This is a genomic window from Bacillus sp. FG16 (genome assembly GCF_057809515.1).
In genome coordinates this window covers 21,359-38,015 of sequence record NZ_JBMDKC010000028.1, presented here as the reverse complement: position 1 = coordinate 38,015, position 16,657 = coordinate 21,359, and the positions used below count along the sequence as shown (strand labels likewise).

Here is a 16,657-nt window from a genome sequence, read left to right as displayed (position 1 = left end):
CTTCCTTTACTATTCAAATTTTGTTGTCATCGTTCCAGTTTTATATCGATTATTAGGGTCGAAGCGTAATAAATCTCCATAAATTAATTTGTCGGAGAATTTTAATTCCGTTTTTGCTTTTTCAATGTACGGCTGACATAGTGTTATATCAGTTTCTTCACCCGTACCTCTTTTGTAGCACATATTTTTTGTATAAATATATTCGTCAGAAACAAAGCTACCATCACGCATTACCATAAGTGGGTCTTTTTCTTTAATAAATAAGTCAGTTCCAAATTCAACTGATTTATTTGTTTTAATACCAAGTAAGTGAAGGAGCGTTGGCTTAATATCAATTTGACCGGAAACTTTAGAAACAACTTTTCCTTCTTGACCAGGCACATGAATAATGAGAGGGACTCGTTGTAATTGCATAGAATCGAATGGTGTAATAGTATCTTTCCCTAGGAACTGTGCCATAGCTGCGTTATGATTTTCAGAAATACCATAATGATCACCATAAATGACAATAACGGAATTATCATACAGTCCTTCTTCTTTTAATTGTTTAATAAATAATTTAAGAGCTTCATCTGTGTAACGAACAGTTGGGAAGTAGCGGTTTACGACACCACTTTCCGAGTTGAATTCATCAACATATTGATCTTCCGGATTTAGAAGAAATGGAAAATGATTTGTTAATGTAATAAATTTTGTATAGAACGGTTGCGGTAAAGATTTTAGCTTTGGAATAGATTGTTCAAAGAACTCTTTATCTTTTAATCCCCAACCGACAGACATTTGTTCCGTTCCTGCGTAATCATTTAAATTAAAGTAACGATCATATCCAAGCGCAGGATACATTACATCCCGATTCCAAAACGTTTTATCGTTTGAATGGAAGACGGCAGAAGAATATCCGTATTTCTTTAATTGTTCTGGTGTAGCTGTGTATTCATTTGTTGCATGCGTAAAGAATACAGAACCACGATCTAGCGGATAAAGTGAGTTTTCAACGATAAATTCAGCATCAGAAGTTTTACCTTGTCCAGTTTGGTGATAGAAGTTATCGAAATAGAAACTATCCTTAATAAATTCATTTAAAAATGGTGTAATTTCTTTTCCATTTATTTTTTTATTAATAACAAAGCTTTGTGTAGATTCCATTGAAATTAAAATTACATTTTTACCTTTTGCAGCTCCAAATAAGTTTTTATCAACTTGCTTGTCTTTTGAATCTGTATAGTTTTTAATTTCAGAAAATCCATCACCACTTGCAAATACACGCTCAGCTGAAGACTTGGATTGAAGTGTAATATCAAATAGATGATATGTGTATAAACCTAAATTTTTCACGACAGTTTGACGGTCAAATGAGCGTGAGAACATTTGTGGTTTATAAATAACTGATACAACAATTTGTAGTGCTAATAAAGCTGTTACACCGCTAAAGAAAGTTCGCTTCTCTGAGCGGGAAAGTGGTGTTTTGTCGCCAAATGATGGGAATTTACGCGAAATAAACATTAAAATAATTGCATCTGCAAATAAAAGTAATGTTTTGTACGTAAAGAGTTCTTTTATACTTGTCCCTAAATCAGCCATATTGTTTGTTTGGAATAAAACCGGGAAAGTAACGAAATCGTTATAGAACCCATAAAACATTGCGTTTCCAAATAAAATAAATGACAGTATAAAACTGATTCCAATTATAATTCGGTTTCGGTGCTTAGATGCAAGTAAAGCTAAGCCGAAAAATAAAAGTAACGCAGCTAGTGGATTAATAAAAAGCATGAATTCTTCAAAGAAATTATCAATTTTAATATCAAATGCTAGCTTGTACACAATATATGTTTTAATCCATAGTAAAACGACTGCAACGAGTGCAAATCGCAGTTTTGGAAACAGATGTTGTAGCATAATATACTCCTCTCCTAAAAAGCATGACAGTTCGTGAGTCAGTTTGCTTAACGACTCATTTTATATATACGAACAGTCCTTTGTTATTATGATTATTATACTATGAGTATCATTATACGAAAATAAAAGAGAGTTGTGGGCTTTTTTATAATAATCGAGTAGAAAAAGAGTGGTGGGAGACAATAAAACAGAATTTCTATGTATGATAATTATCGTACGCAGAAAGAAGCGCGTGATAATACGGAGGTTATAATGCGAAAATTATTATATTTTATAGCATGCAGTAGTGTTATACTTTTTACTTTACCGAGTGTGTCAATAGCTCAATATGATGCACCTCTTATGGAAGATGCACTTTATTCTGTTTTATTTCCAAAAATAAATAAAGCAATTGAAAAACAATATGGAAGTTTGAAACCGTATCAATGTCCTAAAATTATTAGTTTAAAAAAAGTGTATAGCGGTACATATTTATTTCAAGCAAGTATTGAAGTGACAAAGTATGAACGTGTTGCTGGGAAAATTGCTCCCCCATTTGAGAAGGTAACGATTACATTTAATAACGAAGAAGGCGAATGGGAAGTGAAAAAGATTTCAGTAAAGCGCTTACCAAATGATACAAAATTAAACTGTAAAAAAACAATATAAAAAATTGTTTGACAAATAAAATGGTCCTTTGGTATTGTTAATAGCAACAATTAGATGTTTGAAAATTAAATAGACTTACCTCATCTACTCTCAAAGGTAGAGGCCGCGATAGGAAAGAGTAAGCTATGGGAGATTTCATGGAATCTGTGATCATAGGCTGAAAGGGACTATTGCCGAAATATAAGAATAACCATCTTATTCATATATTGGGACTACATTGAATAAATGTAGTACTGTCATAAGATTTATTTTATGGAGAGCTATTTGGAGATGTTGATGCGGTTTCTTATTTTGAGGAGATAACAACTCGTTTATTTTTTCAATATATATTTTTCCTAATAAGAAACGCGTGTGAACATTGTTCCGCGCGTTTTTTGTCTATCTAAAAGCGTGCTGCAATGAATAGAAGATTGGGGTTATGAGTTTTAGAGGAAATAAGGGAGGAATTTAAATGTATTTACACGGCACAAGCCGAATTAATGGGCAAGGACACTTAGAAATTGGAGGGTGCGATACGACGCAGCTAGCAAAGCAATACGGAACACCACTTTATGTATACGATGAAGAGTCTATTCGAGGAAAATGCCGAGCATTTCATCGTGCTTTTAAAGAAAGTGGTTTCTCTTATCAAGTAGCATATGCAAGCAAGGCGTTCTTGTGCATGGAGATGTGCCGAGTAGCTCGTGAAGAGAATATGTCATTAGACGTTGTTTCTGGAGGAGAATTATATACTGCGCTCCAAGCAGGATTTCCAGCATCACGTATTCATTTTCATGGAAATAATAAAACAGAAGAAGAGATAGTGATGGCTCTTCAGGCGAATATCGGTTGTTTTGTCGTAGATAATTTCTTTGAATTAGAAGTTTTACACGATTTAGCGATGCAACATGGAAAGTTTGTGAACATATTAATTCGTGTAACGCCTGGAGTAGAGGCGCACACACATGAATATATTACAACAGGCCAAGATGATTCGAAATTTGGATTTGGCGTTTCAAACGGTCAAGCGATGCAGGCAATTGGATTTGCTTTACAAAAATCCAATTATAATGTGCTAGGGATTCATTCACATATCGGATCGCAAATATTTGAAACAGCTGGCTTTGTTCGAGCGATTGAAGTTCTTCGCCAATTTTTAGAAGAAGTGAGAGAGCAAACAAACTATGTAGTAAAAGTGTTAAATGTAGGCGGGGGATTTGGAATACGCTACACAGAGTCGGATACACCGTTAACTCTTGAGACATATGTGCGAGCTGTAACAAGTGCAGTGAGAGAACAATTTACTGTATGTGAATATCCATTGCCAGAAATATGGATTGAACCAGGCCGTAGCATTGTAGGTGATGCTGGGACAACAATTTATACAGTTGGATCTGTGAAAGATATTCCTGGTATTCGGAAATATGTATCAGTCGATGGTGGAATGACAGATAATTTAAGACCTGCTTTATATAGTGCGCGTTATGAAGCAATGTTAGCGAATCGAGGGAATGATGAGAATGAGGAACTCGTTTCGATTGCGGGGAAATGTTGTGAGAGCGGAGATATGTTGATTTGGGATATTCATTTACCGAAAGTCGCTGCTGCTGATTTACTAGCAGTTTCCTGTACAGGAGCCTACGGGTACTCGATGGCGAATAATTACAATCGGATTCGAAGACCAGCCGTTGTCTTTGCAAAAGGCGGAACATCGCAAGTAGTTGTGGAACGCGAAACATATGAAAATATTATTGGGAACGATCGCATACGTATTAAAGAGCTTGTTTAAATAGAAAAAGGAGTTGTTCGGATGGGCAATTCCTTTTTTGTAAAATAAAATAATTAAAATATATCGGAAAACTAGGATTGAAAAAAATCAGAATTGTGATAAAATACAAATACAAAGCTTATCAAGAGAAGCGGAGGGAACTGGCCCGAAGAAGCTCGGCAACCTGCTTATAGAAAGCAAGGTGCTAAATCCAGCAAAATGGAATCCATTTTGAAAGATAAGGTAAAATATATTACCGAACAGTCTTTTCGAAATGGGAAAGATTTTTTTTATGAATAAAAAGGGGGGCTGTTCGCGTGAGTGTACGGGAACATTTTGATGAAGTATCCGAGAAGATTGAAGCGATGCTTGCTGATATGAAATATGGCTCAATTACAATTGTTGTGCAAGATGGAAAAGTAATTCAGTTAGAGAAAAGTGAAAAAGTACGTTTAAAGTGAAAAGCGCTGACTAGAAAAACTAGAGGCGATTTTAACCTATTTTCATTAGGTTAAAATCGTCTTTTTGCTTTTACAGGGGGAAAAAACATGTTGACGTATGAAACGTGGGAAGAAAATGTTGTTTCGTTTTCGGAAGAAGATGAAACGAAAGGTGCGCTATCAGTATTAAATTGGGCTTATGAAGAGTATAAAGATGAAATCGTCTACGCATGTAGCTTTGGGGTGGAAGGTATGGTATTGCTGCACCTTATAAACCAAGTAAATCCATCTGCTAAAGTTGTATTTTTGGATACAAATGTTCATTTTCAAGAAACATATGAATTAATTCAAAGAGTGAGGGAACGATTTCCTTCATTGAATATTATAGAAAAGCAGCCAGAACTTACACTTGATGAACAGGCGAAGTTGCATGGTGAAAAACTGTGGGAGAGCAATCCGAATCTTTGTTGTAAGATTAGAAAAATTTTACCTTTAGAAAAATCATTAGTCGTGGAAAAAGCATGGATATCGGGCTTAAGAAGGGAACAATCAGAAACACGTAAGCATACAAAGTTTATAAATCAAGATCATCGTTTTCAATCTATTAAAGTTTGTCCACTCATTCATTGGACGTGGAAAGAAGTTTGGCGATATGTATACAAACATAGCTTGCCGTATAACCCGTTGCATGATGTTGGCTATCCAAGTATTGGGTGTGAGAAATGTACTTTACCTGTAGGGGATGGTGGCGATTCAAGAGATGGTAGATGGGCTGGGAAAGTGAAAACCGAATGTGGTCTTCATTATCAATAAGATGAATCTTGAAATAAAGCTAAGAGGGGATATAGAAAATGAGCACAGTAAACGAATTAGTAAACCGTATAGATGAGACATATGACGTATCACAAATTGAAAAAGAAATTAAATTAGACAACATTGCTTTAAGTGATTTAGAACTATTGGCGACAGGTGGATATAGCCCGCTTACTGGTTTTTTGGGGAAGGAAGATTATGATTCAGTCGTAGAAACGCTTCGTTTAGCAAATGGTAGTGTGTGGAGTATACCAATTACATTACCGGTAACAGAAGAAGTCGCAGAAAGCCTGAAGACCGGAGAGGAAGTAAAGCTTGTCAACAATGGAAATATATATGGTGCTATTCAAATAGAAGATATTTTCGTACCAGATAAAGAAAAAGAAGCGTTACTTGTATATAAAACAACGGATGAGGCTCATCCAGGAGTGAAAAAATTATATGAACGACCAAACGTTTACGTTGGAGGAACTATTATTCTAACAAAACGCTTTGAAAATAATCAATTTCCTTCTTATCATTTAGACCCAATTGAAACGAGAGAAGAATTTAAAAAACGTGGGTGGAAAACAGTAGTCGGATTTCAAACGAGAAACCCGGTACATCGTGCCCATGAGTATATTCAAAAATCTGCTCTTGAAATTGTAGATGGTCTCTTTTTAAATCCACTCGTTGGAGAAACGAAATCGGATGATATTCCTGCTGATGTAAGAATGGAAAGCTATGAAGTACTCCTTCAAAACTATTATCCGAAAAATCGTGTCTTTTTAAGTGTATTTCCTGCTGCAATGCGTTACGCAGGACCAAGAGAAGCGATATTTCATGCGTTAGTAAGAAAGAATTTTGGATGTACCCACTTTATTGTAGGACGTGATCATGCCGGAGTAGGAGATTATTACGGAACATACGAAGCGCAAGAAATCTTCACGAATTTTACGATAGAAGAGTTAGGCATTACACCACTATTCTTTGAACATAGTTTTTATTGCACGAAATGTGAAGCGATGGCTTCAACAAAAACATGTCCGCACGGAAAAGAAGATCATGTTATTTTATCGGGTACGAAAGTAAGAGAACTATTAAGAAACGGTGAGATTCCGCCAAGTACATTTAGTCGTAAAGAAGTAGTAGAAGTGCTAATTAAAGGTTTAAAAAAAGAAGTAGTAACAGAATAGGGAGAGAACGAGATGGATACGAATATTACTTGGCATACAGCTTCGGTTTCAAAAGATGAGAGAAGAGTGAAGAATGGACATCACAGTTTTGTAATTTGGTTTACTGGTTTATCAGCTTCGGGTAAATCTACAGTAGCGAATGCGGTCGCTCGTAAACTGTTTGAAAAGAATATTGGAAATTATGTGCTGGATGGGGATAACATTCGCCACGGTTTAAATAAAGACTTAGGATTTTCTGAAAGTGATCGCATGGAAAATATAAGACGTATTGGCGAAGTGGCAAAGTTATTTGTAGATCAAGGAACAGTTGTCCTTACAGCATTTATTTCACCATTTCGAGTAGACCGCAAACAAGTAAGAGATTTATTAGCGGCAGATGAATTTATTGAAATTTTTGTGAAGTGTCCGATTGAAGAGTGTGAGAAACGTGATCCGAAAGGACTTTATAAAAAGGCAAGAAAAGGTGATATTAAGGATTTCACAGGTATTGATTCGCCTTATGAAGAGCCAGAGCAAGCGGAATTAATTGTAGAAACGCACAAATATTCTATAGAAGAATGTGCAGAACAAATCGTGAAGTACTTACAAGAGCGTAGTTTTATCCCGCTATTTGCCGGGAAGTAAAATTCTTACCTCAAATTTCGATTGGGGCAAGGAAGTTAGGTGGGGGTCGGGCTGCCCGTAAATACCCGATTGGTTAAGGCTAATAATCAGCGTGGGATGAACAAAACTCTACTGATTAAAGTTTCACTTTATATAGGGGGATTTAAAAATGAGTTATGAAAAAGTATGGGCTAACAATGAAAAACTAAATCAGACGGAGAAAAATAAATTAGAAAAAGATGGCTTAGAAATTTTTAATGATATTCCTTACTATGCGGAAAATGGATTCGAATCTATTCCGAAAGAAGAGTGGGATGCTTTTAAATGGGCGGGATTGTATTTACAACGTCCAAAAGAAGCTGGTTATTTTATGATGCGGGTAAATATTCCGTCAGGGATTATTACAAATGCACAGGCAGAAGTACTTGCTTCTATCGCTGAGGATTATGGACGTGATGTAATAGATATTACTACGAGACAGGCGATTCAGTTTCACTGGTTAGAAATTCAGCAAATACCAGATATTTTTAAAAGATTAGCAAGAGTTGGGTTATCTTCAGCGGGGGCTTGTGGTGATATAACGCGGAATATTACAGGTAATCCGCTTGCTGGAATTGATGCAAATGAACTATTTGATACAACACATATTGTGAAAGAGGTATATGACTATTTCCAACATAATGAAGAGTTTTCTAACTTGCCACGTAAATTTAAAATGTCTATTAGTTCTAATATTTATAACTCAGCAAATGCAGAGATTAACTGTGTTGCATTTACACCTGCTACGAAAGAAATAGATGGTGAGAAAAAAGTTGGTTTTCATATAAAAGTAGGCGGAGGGTTGTCAGCCCGTCCATATTTAGCTGATGAATTAGATGTTTTCGTTTTACCAGAAGAAGTGAAGGCGGTGGCGATTGCGATTGCTACTATATTCCGTGATTTTGGATATCGTGAGAAACGTCATTTAGCACGTTTGAAATTTCTTGTTGCGGACTGGGGAGCAGAAAAATTTAAAGAGAAACTAATAGAGTATACAGGGCCTTTACAAAGTAAAGGAGAAAGTGCACTCAAAGGATGGAATGCAGGCTATTTTTATGGTGTTCAAGACCAAAAACAAGAGGGATTAAAATATGTAGGTTTTAATGTACCGGTAGGTCGTTTACATGCGGAAGAAATGTTTGAGATTGCAAGAATCGCAAAGCAATATGGAAATGGACAAATTCGTACATGTAATTCACAAAATTTCATTATTCCGAACGTTCCTCCGAAAAATGTAAAAGGATTACTTAGTGAACCGTTGTTTGAAGCGATATCTGCAAGCCCAAAATCATTTATTGGTCATGCGGTTTCATGTACCGGTATTGAATATTGTAATCTTGCACTAGTAGAAACGAAAGAAAGATTACGAAAAATTGCAGAATACTTAGATACACAAATTGCACTCGATGTTCCAGTTCGAATTCATATGGTAGGCTGCCCGAATTCATGTGGTCAACGTCAAATTGCTGACATTGGGTTACAAGGGGTGAAAATGAAAACGAAGGAAAAGGGAATTGTTGAAGCATTTGAGATATACGTTGGTGGAACGTTGTTAGATGGCGGTGCCTACAATCAAAAGTTAAAAGGAAAAATAGATGGCGAGGATTTACCTGATGTACTCGCATCATTTATAAGTTATTTCAAAGAGAATAAATTACCAGCCGAAACATTTTATGATTTTGTAGGTCGTGTTGGTGTAGACACATTACAAATAGCGTTAAATACCGTGTTAGAAGAAGTCATAGCGTCTTAGGGGGGCAATATGGATTTATATCGATTTGAAGCTGTATTAGTGAGTGATATTGTTCCGATTGTTGTTGTTGCTCAAAGTGAAGAACAGGCATTTAAGCTTGCGGAGATTGAGCTTGAAAAACATTTTTTACCGTTGCCAGAGGTAAAAGAGATTTCTTTGTTTGAAAAAAAGAAAATTCGAAAAGGTGCGGCATTTGTTATTCATGAGTAGAGAGCAGTAATACGAAAAAATAAAAGCTTCCATTCGTATATAAGAATGGAAGTTTCATTTTAATAGTAGAAATGAGGAGAGATGATGGGGAAGGTTTATATTGTTGGAGCTGGTCCTGGCGATCCAGATTTAATTACTGTTAAAGGATTGAAATGTATTGAGAAGGCAGATGTTATTTTATACGATCGTCTTGTGAATAAAGAGCTGCTTTCACACGCAAAGCCTGACGCGGATTTAATTTATTGCGGGAAACTCCCGAATTATCACACGATGAAGCAAGAAACAATTAATACATTTCTTATTAAGTATGCGAAAAAAGGAAAAGTTGTAACAAGGCTTAAGGGCGGCGATCCATTTGTATTTGGTAGAGGGGGAGAAGAAGCGGAAGCATTAGCAAAGCAAGGTGTACCATTTGAAATCGTCCCAGGTATTTCGTCTGGAATAGCTGCACCTGCTTATGCTGGTATTCCAGTGACGCACCGTGATGCAAGTGCAAGTTTTGCTATTGTGACTGGGCATAGGAAAGAAGGTGCTGAAGAAGAAGTGAAATGGGAAAGTTTAGCGAAAGGTGTAGAGACTTTAGCCGTATATATGGGGGTTAGTAATTTGCCCTACATATGTGAGCAACTTATGAAGCATGGAAAAGATAAAAGTACGCCAGCTGCTATTATTGAACAGGGGACGACGTCTATGCAGCGCACAGTTGTTGGGACATTAGGAACAATTGTAGATGTTGCGAAAAAAGAGAAAATTCAAAATCCGAGCATGATTGTAATTGGAGAAGTTGTCCGTTTTAGAGAAAAAATCCATTGGTTTGAGAAGCAAACAGAAAATGCTTATCAAGTAAGTGGAGTGTTGTAAAATGAAAGCCGTCTTATATATATGTCATGGAAGTCGTTTGAAGACAGCGAAAGAAGAGGCGATTCAATTTATTACATCGTGCATGAGCCGTATAGAAGCGACTATTCAAGAAGTTTGTTTTTTAGAGTTAGCGAATCCTTCTATTGAAGAGGGTTTTCATACATGTGTGAAGCGTGGGGCCACGGAGATTATTGCTATCCCTGTTTTTTTATTAGCGGCAGGTCATGTGAAGAAAGATATTCCATTTGAATTGGTAAAGCTCAAGAATCAATATCCGAATGTTAAAGTGACTTATGGTAATCCGTTTGGTGTATCAGAAACACTTATAAAATCAGTATATAACGGAAATGGTATTGAACAGGAAGATAAGGCTGAAGTGACCCTTCTGCTCGTTGCAAGAGGGAGTAGTGATCCTGAAGTATTACAAGATGTAAAATGGATCGCTTCTTTATTTCAAGCTGAGGAGAAAATTAAAAAAGTTGAGGTTTGTTATTTAGCGGCTGCGGAGCCAAAATTTGAGAAGAAATTGCAGGAAGTTGTAGAACGGAAAGTGGAGAATATCATTGTGCTACCTTATTTGCTATTTACAGGTTTACTTATGAAACATATTGAGAAAGAAGTGCGCCAATATAAATTGGAAAAGATAAAAATAAGTCCATATTTAGGGAAGAATGAAGCGTTTCAAGATATGTTAATTCAGAAAACGACGGAGTTATTGAAAGGAGATCAGTATGTATCCACTTACAGTGCGAGTTAATGAGAAACGCGTTGTTGTTATTGGCGGGGGGAAAGTTGCAGGGTTTAAAATTATTCCTTTACTCAAACAAGGTGCGGATATAGTTGTGATAAGTCCAGAATTGGATGCGAATTTAGTAAAACTTGTGGAAGAAAAGAAAATTCGTTGGTATCAAAGAGAATATGAAAAAAGTGATATTAAAGGTGCTTTTTTAGTTGTTGCAGCGAGTAGTGATTCAATATTAAATGAACAAGTTGCTGAAGATGCCGCAGAGAATCAATTAGTAAATGTTATTACAAATCCGGAAAGTGGTAATGTTCACTTTCCAGCAGCGATTCATCGTGGTTTGCTTAATATAGCAGTTTCTACTGGGGGAGCGAGCCCGAAGCTCGCAAAAAAAATTCGAGATGAGATTGCAAATAAATATGATGAGGCATATGAATCATATTTAGATTTTTTATATGAAGTAAGGGTGAAGTTAAAAGATTTACAGTTAGAAAAGAGGGAACGAAATATATTACTCCAAGAAGTGTTGAAATCAGTATATGTGCAAAACGAGGGGAAAAGAGAAAGTTTTTTACAAGAATTAGAAGAGAAAGTTTTAAAATAATAAAAAGTAAATTGCGCTTTACAAATATGGAAATATAATTTATAATCACAATTAACTTCAATAGATGAAATCGATGAGCAAGAAGAGTACGTATATTTGATGCGGTCAGAGAGCTGGGGTTAGGTGTGAGCCCAGTACGATAAAATATACAGAATGGGCTTGCGAGAGGTATGTTGAACATTGTAGTAGGCAACCCGGGTTCCGCCGTTAAAAGGATAGAGTATCGGAATTATTCCTGTACTTGAACAAGTGGGATTTATCAATCCAATTGAGGTGGTACCACGGTATTTACATTACATATATCGTCCTCTACATGCATATTTGCGTGTAGGGGACTTTTTTATTTTCTAAAGGAGGTGTGCGAGTATGAAATGAAAGTGTATAATTAACAGAAATTTTAATATTCAGAAAAGGAGAGTTTATGATGAAAGAAACACAGCAATGGACGTCGAAAATAGGCTTTGTACTCGCAGCAGCCGGAGCCGCAGTAGGTCTTGGTGCAATATGGAAATTTCCGTATGTTGCAGGTAATGGAGGAGGAGGCGCATTCTTCCTTGTATTTTTACTATTAACTTTATTTATAGGTATGCCTCTTCTAATAGCGGAGTTTGTTATTGGACGTAGCACGCAAAAAGAGGCGGTTACAGCTTATAAAGTACTAGTGCCAAATAGCAAATTATATCCTTGGATTGGTCGTATGGGAGTTGTTACTTGTTTTAGTGTACTATCTTTTTATAGTGTTGTAGGTGGATGGATTTTACTTTATTTATATTATAGTGTGACAGGAAGTTTCTGGAATGGAGTAGCTGATTATGGACAATTGTTCGGTGAAACGATTTCAAATCCGTTAAGTGCGATTGGAGCACAATTTATCTTTATGCTTTGTACGATTTTTGTTGTAAGTAAAGGTGTAGAGAAAGGTATAGAAAAGGCAAGTAAGTACATGATGCCGCTATTATTTATTTTATTTATTGCAATTATTGTTCGTGCGTTAACACTCGATGGTGCTTTGGCTGGAGTAGAGTTCTTCTTAAAACCAGATTTTTCAAAGCTTACAGCAGATACGGTTTTATATGCGATGGGACAATCTTTCTTCTCTCTAACAGTAGGTGCATCCGTAATGGTAACGTATAGTTCTTATTTAAAGAAAGAAGAACATTTAGCGAAATCAGCAACATCGATTGTAAGTTTAACTGTTTTTGTTACAGTACTTGCAGGATTAGCAATCTTCCCAGCGATTTTCGCATTAGGAGTTAAACCGACTGAAGGACCGGGATTACTGTTTATCGTCCTTCCAGCAGTATTTGCAAAAATACCATTTGGTCAATTTTTCTTTATTATGTTTTTAATTTTATTCTTCTTTGCGACTTTAACTTCTGCCATTTCAATGCTTGAAATTGTAGTAGCATCTGTTGCGAAAGGTAACGAGAAGAAGCGTCCGTCAGCATCATTATTAATTGGTATTCTTATTTTTGCGGTCGGTATTCCATCAGCGTTATCATTTGGGATTATGAGTGACGTGAAAATATTTGGAAAAACATTCTTTGATTTAGTCGACTTTTCGGTAAGTAACGTATTGTTACCGTTAGGAGTACTAGCTATTTCATTATTTGTACCAAATAAAATGAGTAAAGAGTTGTTGATGAAAGAATTAGAAGTGACGGAAACGAAGGGGAAAACGTTATTTAACATTTGGTTCTTCTTACTTCGTTATGTTATTCCGGTAACTGTAATAATTGTATTTTTAAATGCTATAGGCATATTTAAAATGTTTGCATAATAAAAAGACGGAGAAATCTCCGTCTTTTTATTATGTTGTAGAAGTATTTAATAAACGATTATATGCTTTATAAGCTGTGACGACTGCGATGAATGAACCGATTAAAAATAACGCTGAGCCGCCAAATGTAAATATTCGGCCAATAAACGTTTCCCTAGCTTCTTCTATTTCTTGTTGTAATTGTGTATTCATATTAATCACCCCGTAAACTATAGGCATTTAGTTATAGTCTATGTAGAATGCCTATAGTGTGTGAAGTGTAAATAAAAAACCTCGGTAGGCACCGAGGTTTTTTATAATCCGATATAAGGAGATGGATCAACTGCGTTTGTCTTGCCGACATTCCATTCTCCAAGATGAAGTTCGAAGTGTAAATGTTGTCCGTATGATTGGCCCGTGTTCCCCATAAATCCAAGCTGATCGCCTTGTTTTACAGTTTGTCCATTCGATACAGAACGGCTATTCATATGAGCATATACTGTCGTATATGTTTTTCCGTTTATACGGTGAGATAAATACACTACGTTTCCGTAACTAGATGATAATTCTGAACGGATAACAACGCCATCTGCAGCGGCGATAATTGGAACCGTTCCCGAAGCAGCGATGTCAATTCCTTTATGGTTATCTAAAGAACGTACACCAAATCCGGAAGTTTTTGATCCAGCTGCTGGTTTGATAAAGCCACCGATATTTGTATCATGTGGTGTTGGGGCTGCTTGAGTTGCTTGAGCAGATTTAGTAGCTTGTTGTTTGCGAGCCTCCTCTGCCTGGCGAGCTTCTTCCGCTTTACGAGCTTCTTCGGCCCGTTTTTCTTCTTCAATTGCTTTTTGAACAGCTTGACGCTGATTTTCTAAAATGCCTTTGGATTCTTCTAATCCTTCAATCTCTGAATCTACTTTTGCTACTTTCGTATGTAGATCGTTAATAAGAGTTTGTTGCTGTTGTTGGTTATTTTGTAATTCTTGCTGTTTTTGTTCTAGTTTTTGCTCAGATTCTTTCAGTTGTTGTTCTTTTTTCTCAACAGCCTCTTTTTCTGTAGTTACAGCATTTTGATCAGATGTTTGTTTTTTTACAATATCTGTATCATTGTTTAATATTAAACTTACGGAGTACATATTATCAACAAGATCGGCAATATTTGAAGAATTTGTTAGTACCTCTGTAATGATATTTGTACGAGGTTTTTCTTGCATAGATTGTAATCGTTGTTTAATAACTTCCTGACGTGTATCTATGTTTGTTTGTAATTGTTCAATATGTTTCTTTTTGTCAGTAATTACTTGTTGAGTTTTGCTAATTTCTTTTTTTGTATCGTTTAATTCAGCCTCGTTTTTATTAATAGAAGTAGTTAATTCATCGATTTTCTTCTGTAATTCTTGAATTTCTTTTTCTATTTGTTCTTTCTCGACTGATTTATTTTGTAAGTCACTTTGTTTGCCTTCTAATTCAGATTGAATGTTAGATAATTTATCTTGATTTGTTTCAGCGTATACGGGTGAAAGTAACGGGGAAGCAAAAATCGTTCCTGCTGCTAAAACACTAAACGCTGCAAATTTCTTTTTCATAGTTGTCTGACTCCTTTCCCTATGAATGTTATATATCATAAGAAGAAGAGTGTCTATCGTTGTAATCATAATGTAAAGAAAACTTTATAAAATTGCTAAGTTTTGTCGGAATTTATCATTTTTCAACTTTAATTGTCATAGTACTTACATGTTATTTACTTGTGTAACAAAGGTATATTTTGGGATTTATCTGTGAAATTAAGGAGAAAACTAAGAGTTTTTATGAGGTGAAATATTACTTGAAAAGCTAATAAAACACTAGTGAGGAATCGTTCTCATGTGAGGTTTTCTGACATGAGTCTACTTTTTGTCAAGAAAATTATTTGCGTTCGGGCAAACTTATTTTGTTGTCAGATTTTAATTTTTGATTTATGATTTTTAACAGGGACAAAATGTAGTGAATTGTCGAATAATATGTAATACTCTTAATTTCAAGTTTTATAGAGATAGAATGAGAGATAGAGTGAAACATCGAAGAGGGGGTTACAACAAATATGAAAAGAATAGGACTTGCATGGCAAATATTAATAGGACTTGCGCTTGGTATTGCAGTTGGGGCGATTTTCTTTGGCAATCCGGCGGTAGTGAGTTATTTACAACCAATTGGTGATATTTTCATCCGATTAATTAAAATGATCGTTGTACCGATTGTTGTAGCAAGTATTGTTGTTGGGGTTGCTGGTGTTGGCGATGTAAAAAAATTGGGCCGACTAGGCGGAAAAACAATTATTTACTTTGAAATTATTACAACAATTGCAATTATTGTCGGTCTATTAATTGCGAATATTTTCCAACCAGGAAAAGGCGTAAATATGGAGCAGTTAACAAAGACAGATATTTCGAAATATACACATACGACAGAGCAAGTACAAAGTCATTCATTTGCAGATACATTTGTAAATATTGTTCCAACGAACATTATGAAGTCATTAGCTGACGGAGATATGCTTGCTATTATCTTCTTCTCTGTATTATTTGGTTTAGGTGTAGCAGCAATTGGTGAAAGAGGAAGACCGGTTCTTCAATTTTTCCAAGGTGTAGCTGATGCGATGTTTTACGTAACAAACCAAGTTATGAAATTTGCACCATTTGGTGTGTTTGCGCTAATTGGAGTTACAGTTTCTACATTTGGTCTTGCTTCATTAATTCCATTAGGAAAATTACTAATTGTTGTATATGGAGCAATGATCTTCTTCGTTGTAGTTGTCTTAGGACTTACAGCGAAAATATTTGGAATTAACATTTTCCAATTCTTTAAGATTTTAAAAGACGAGCTGATTTTAGCATATTCTACAGCAAGTTCAGAAACAGTTTTACCAAAAATCATGGAGAAAATGGAGAAATTCGGTTGCCCGAAAGCAATTACATCTTTCGTTATTCCGACAGGTTATTCATTTAACTTAGATGGATCAACTTTATATCAAGCAATTGCGGCTATTTTCTTGGCGCAAATGTACGGTATTGAGTTATCTATTACGCAACAAATTACATTATTACTTGTATTAATGGTTACATCAAAAGGTATTGCAGGTGTACCGGGCGTATCATTCGTTGTATTATTAGCGACACTTGGTACAGTAGGTATTCCACCTGAAGGTTTAGCGTTCATTGCTGGTATTGACCGTATTTTAGATATGGCTCGTACAGCAGTTAACGTTGTAGGAAACTCTTTAGCAGCTGTAGTTATGTCTAAGTGGGAAGGTCAATATGACGCTGAAAAAGGACAAGCTTATTTGAAAGAGATTTCTGAAAAAGGTCAAGCAGCTTAATTATAATAT

General features: G+C 35.7%; 16 protein-coding genes, 2 riboswitches and 1 other annotated feature. Of the genes, 13 read left to right on the top strand and 3 right to left on the bottom strand.

Features of this window, described 5'->3' with window-relative positions; translation table 11 throughout:
• Window positions 1-9: 9 nt before the first annotated feature.
• Complete coding sequence (locus ACODS7_RS12705) at window positions 10-1,896, bottom strand: LTA synthase family protein (protein ID WP_016082325.1); 1,887 nt, start codon at window positions 1,894-1,896, stop codon at window positions 10-12.
• Window positions 1,897-2,148: 252 nt separating this feature from the next.
• On the opposite strand from ACODS7_RS12705, the gene ACODS7_RS12700 reads away from it, so the two are divergent.
• The 12 genes from ACODS7_RS12700 to ACODS7_RS12645 all read left to right on the top strand — a co-directional run bounded on the left by ACODS7_RS12700 (window position 2,149) and on the right by ACODS7_RS12645 (window position 13,311).
• Complete coding sequence (locus tag ACODS7_RS12700) at window positions 2,149-2,544, top strand: DUF3888 domain-containing protein (protein WP_029441814.1); 396 nt, start codon at window positions 2,149-2,151, stop codon at window positions 2,542-2,544.
• Between the two features lie 89 nt (window positions 2,545-2,633).
• Window positions 2,634-2,815, top strand: a riboswitch (Lysine riboswitch).
• A gap of 180 nt (window positions 2,816-2,995) precedes the next feature.
• On the top strand, window positions 2,996-4,312 hold the full coding sequence (gene lysA / locus ACODS7_RS12695) for a diaminopimelate decarboxylase (RefSeq protein ID WP_029441815.1): 1,317 nt from the start codon (window positions 2,996-2,998) through the stop codon (window positions 4,310-4,312).
• Window positions 4,313-4,427: 115 nt separating this feature from the next.
• A riboswitch (SAM riboswitch) is annotated at window positions 4,428-4,536 on the top strand.
• A 72-nt stretch (window positions 4,537-4,608) separates the two neighbouring features.
• Window positions 4,609-4,752 carry a YezD family protein gene (locus ACODS7_RS12690; protein WP_000116158.1) on the top strand — a complete coding sequence of 48 codons (144 nt, stop codon included), beginning with the start codon at window positions 4,609-4,611 and terminating at the stop codon, window positions 4,750-4,752.
• Between the two features lie 87 nt (window positions 4,753-4,839).
• Complete coding sequence (locus tag ACODS7_RS12685) at window positions 4,840-5,544, top strand: phosphoadenylyl-sulfate reductase (RefSeq protein WP_000959018.1); 705 nt, start codon at window positions 4,840-4,842, stop codon at window positions 5,542-5,544.
• Between the two features lie 38 nt (window positions 5,545-5,582).
• On the top strand, window positions 5,583-6,719 hold the full coding sequence (gene sat / locus ACODS7_RS12680; protein WP_029441816.1) for a sulfate adenylyltransferase: 1,137 nt from the start codon (window positions 5,583-5,585) through the stop codon (window positions 6,717-6,719).
• Window positions 6,720-6,731: 12 nt separating this feature from the next.
• The gene (gene cysC / locus ACODS7_RS12675) at window positions 6,732-7,343 is read left to right on the top strand and encodes an adenylyl-sulfate kinase (protein WP_029441817.1); all 612 of its coding nucleotides are present in this window, start codon (window positions 6,732-6,734) and stop codon (window positions 7,341-7,343) included.
• Window positions 7,344-7,491: 148 nt separating this feature from the next.
• Window positions 7,492-9,114: a nitrite/sulfite reductase gene (locus ACODS7_RS12670; RefSeq protein WP_043936110.1), complete on the top strand. Its 1,623-nt coding sequence runs from the start codon at window positions 7,492-7,494 to the stop codon at window positions 9,112-9,114.
• Window positions 9,115-9,123: 9 nt separating this feature from the next.
• On the top strand, window positions 9,124-9,324 hold the full coding sequence (locus ACODS7_RS12665) for a DUF3906 family protein (RefSeq protein WP_000366918.1): 201 nt from the start codon (window positions 9,124-9,126) through the stop codon (window positions 9,322-9,324).
• Window positions 9,325-9,408: 84 nt separating this feature from the next.
• Entirely contained in the window at window positions 9,409-10,185 is a 777-nt protein-coding gene (cobA, locus tag ACODS7_RS12660; protein WP_043936111.1) for a uroporphyrinogen-III C-methyltransferase, read from the top strand.
• Between the two features lies 1 nt (window position 10,186).
• On the top strand, window positions 10,187-10,942 hold the full coding sequence (locus tag ACODS7_RS12655) for a sirohydrochlorin chelatase (RefSeq protein WP_098629091.1): 756 nt from the start codon (window positions 10,187-10,189) through the stop codon (window positions 10,940-10,942).
• Window positions 10,917-11,531: an NAD(P)-binding protein gene (locus ACODS7_RS12650; protein ID WP_029441820.1), complete on the top strand. Its 615-nt coding sequence runs from the start codon at window positions 10,917-10,919 to the stop codon at window positions 11,529-11,531. Before ACODS7_RS12655 ends, ACODS7_RS12650 begins: the two co-directional genes overlap by 26 nt.
• 64 nt (window positions 11,532-11,595) lie before the next feature.
• Window positions 11,596-11,844: a binding site (T-box leader), on the top strand.
• Between the two features lie 111 nt (window positions 11,845-11,955).
• Complete coding sequence (locus tag ACODS7_RS12645; RefSeq protein ID WP_043936112.1) at window positions 11,956-13,311, top strand: sodium-dependent transporter; 1,356 nt, start codon at window positions 11,956-11,958, stop codon at window positions 13,309-13,311.
• Window positions 13,312-13,341: 30 nt separating this feature from the next.
• Here ACODS7_RS12645 and ACODS7_RS12640 read toward each other — a convergent pair whose 3' ends face one another.
• Both ACODS7_RS12640 and ACODS7_RS12635 read right to left on the bottom strand, forming a co-directional pair.
• Window positions 13,342-13,503 (bottom strand): hypothetical protein, encoded by a 162-nt coding sequence (locus ACODS7_RS12640; RefSeq protein WP_172452168.1) that lies wholly within the window; start codon window positions 13,501-13,503, stop codon window positions 13,342-13,344.
• 101 nt (window positions 13,504-13,604) lie between these two features.
• Complete coding sequence (locus tag ACODS7_RS12635; RefSeq protein ID WP_029441822.1) at window positions 13,605-14,879, bottom strand: murein hydrolase activator EnvC family protein; 1,275 nt, start codon at window positions 14,877-14,879, stop codon at window positions 13,605-13,607.
• Window positions 14,880-15,373: 494 nt separating this feature from the next.
• Here ACODS7_RS12635 and gltP point away from each other — a divergent pair, with 494 nt between their 5' ends.
• A complete protein-coding gene (gene gltP / locus ACODS7_RS12630) occupies window positions 15,374-16,648 on the top strand; it encodes a glutamate/aspartate:proton symporter GltP (RefSeq protein WP_016082313.1) in 1,275 nt (424 codons plus the stop codon).
• The last annotated feature ends 9 nt before the right edge of the window (window positions 16,649-16,657 follow it).

Excerpts from the sequence above, each read along its gene's own strand:
- ACODS7_RS12640 (WP_172452168.1), bottom strand. The coding sequence starts at position 13,503 with ATGAATACACAATTACAACAAGAAATAGAAGAAGCTAGGGAAACGTTT.
- ACODS7_RS12645 (WP_043936112.1), top strand. The coding sequence starts at position 11,956 with ATGAAAGAAACACAGCAATGGACGTCGAAAATAGGCTTTGTACTCGCA.
- ACODS7_RS12655 (WP_098629091.1), top strand. The coding sequence starts at position 10,187 with ATGAAAGCCGTCTTATATATATGTCATGGAAGTCGTTTGAAGACAGCG.
- cysC (WP_029441817.1), top strand. The coding sequence starts at position 6,732 with ATGGATACGAATATTACTTGGCATACAGCTTCGGTTTCAAAAGATGAG.
- ACODS7_RS12665 (WP_000366918.1), top strand. The coding sequence starts at position 9,124 with ATGGATTTATATCGATTTGAAGCTGTATTAGTGAGTGATATTGTTCCG.
- ACODS7_RS12685 (WP_000959018.1), top strand. The coding sequence starts at position 4,840 with ATGTTGACGTATGAAACGTGGGAAGAAAATGTTGTTTCGTTTTCGGAA.
- ACODS7_RS12650 (WP_029441820.1), top strand. The coding sequence starts at position 10,917 with ATGTATCCACTTACAGTGCGAGTTAATGAGAAACGCGTTGTTGTTATT.
- ACODS7_RS12635 (WP_029441822.1), bottom strand. The coding sequence starts at position 14,879 with ATGAAAAAGAAATTTGCAGCGTTTAGTGTTTTAGCAGCAGGAACGATT.
- gltP (WP_016082313.1), top strand. The coding sequence starts at position 15,374 with ATGAAAAGAATAGGACTTGCATGGCAAATATTAATAGGACTTGCGCTT.
- ACODS7_RS12700 (WP_029441814.1), top strand. The coding sequence starts at position 2,149 with ATGCGAAAATTATTATATTTTATAGCATGCAGTAGTGTTATACTTTTT.
- lysA (WP_029441815.1), top strand. The coding sequence starts at position 2,996 with ATGTATTTACACGGCACAAGCCGAATTAATGGGCAAGGACACTTAGAA.
- ACODS7_RS12705 (WP_016082325.1), bottom strand. The coding sequence starts at position 1,896 with ATGCTACAACATCTGTTTCCAAAACTGCGATTTGCACTCGTTGCAGTC.
- cobA (WP_043936111.1), top strand. The coding sequence starts at position 9,409 with ATGGGGAAGGTTTATATTGTTGGAGCTGGTCCTGGCGATCCAGATTTA.
- sat (WP_029441816.1), top strand. The coding sequence starts at position 5,583 with ATGAGCACAGTAAACGAATTAGTAAACCGTATAGATGAGACATATGAC.
- ACODS7_RS12670 (WP_043936110.1), top strand. The coding sequence starts at position 7,492 with ATGAGTTATGAAAAAGTATGGGCTAACAATGAAAAACTAAATCAGACG.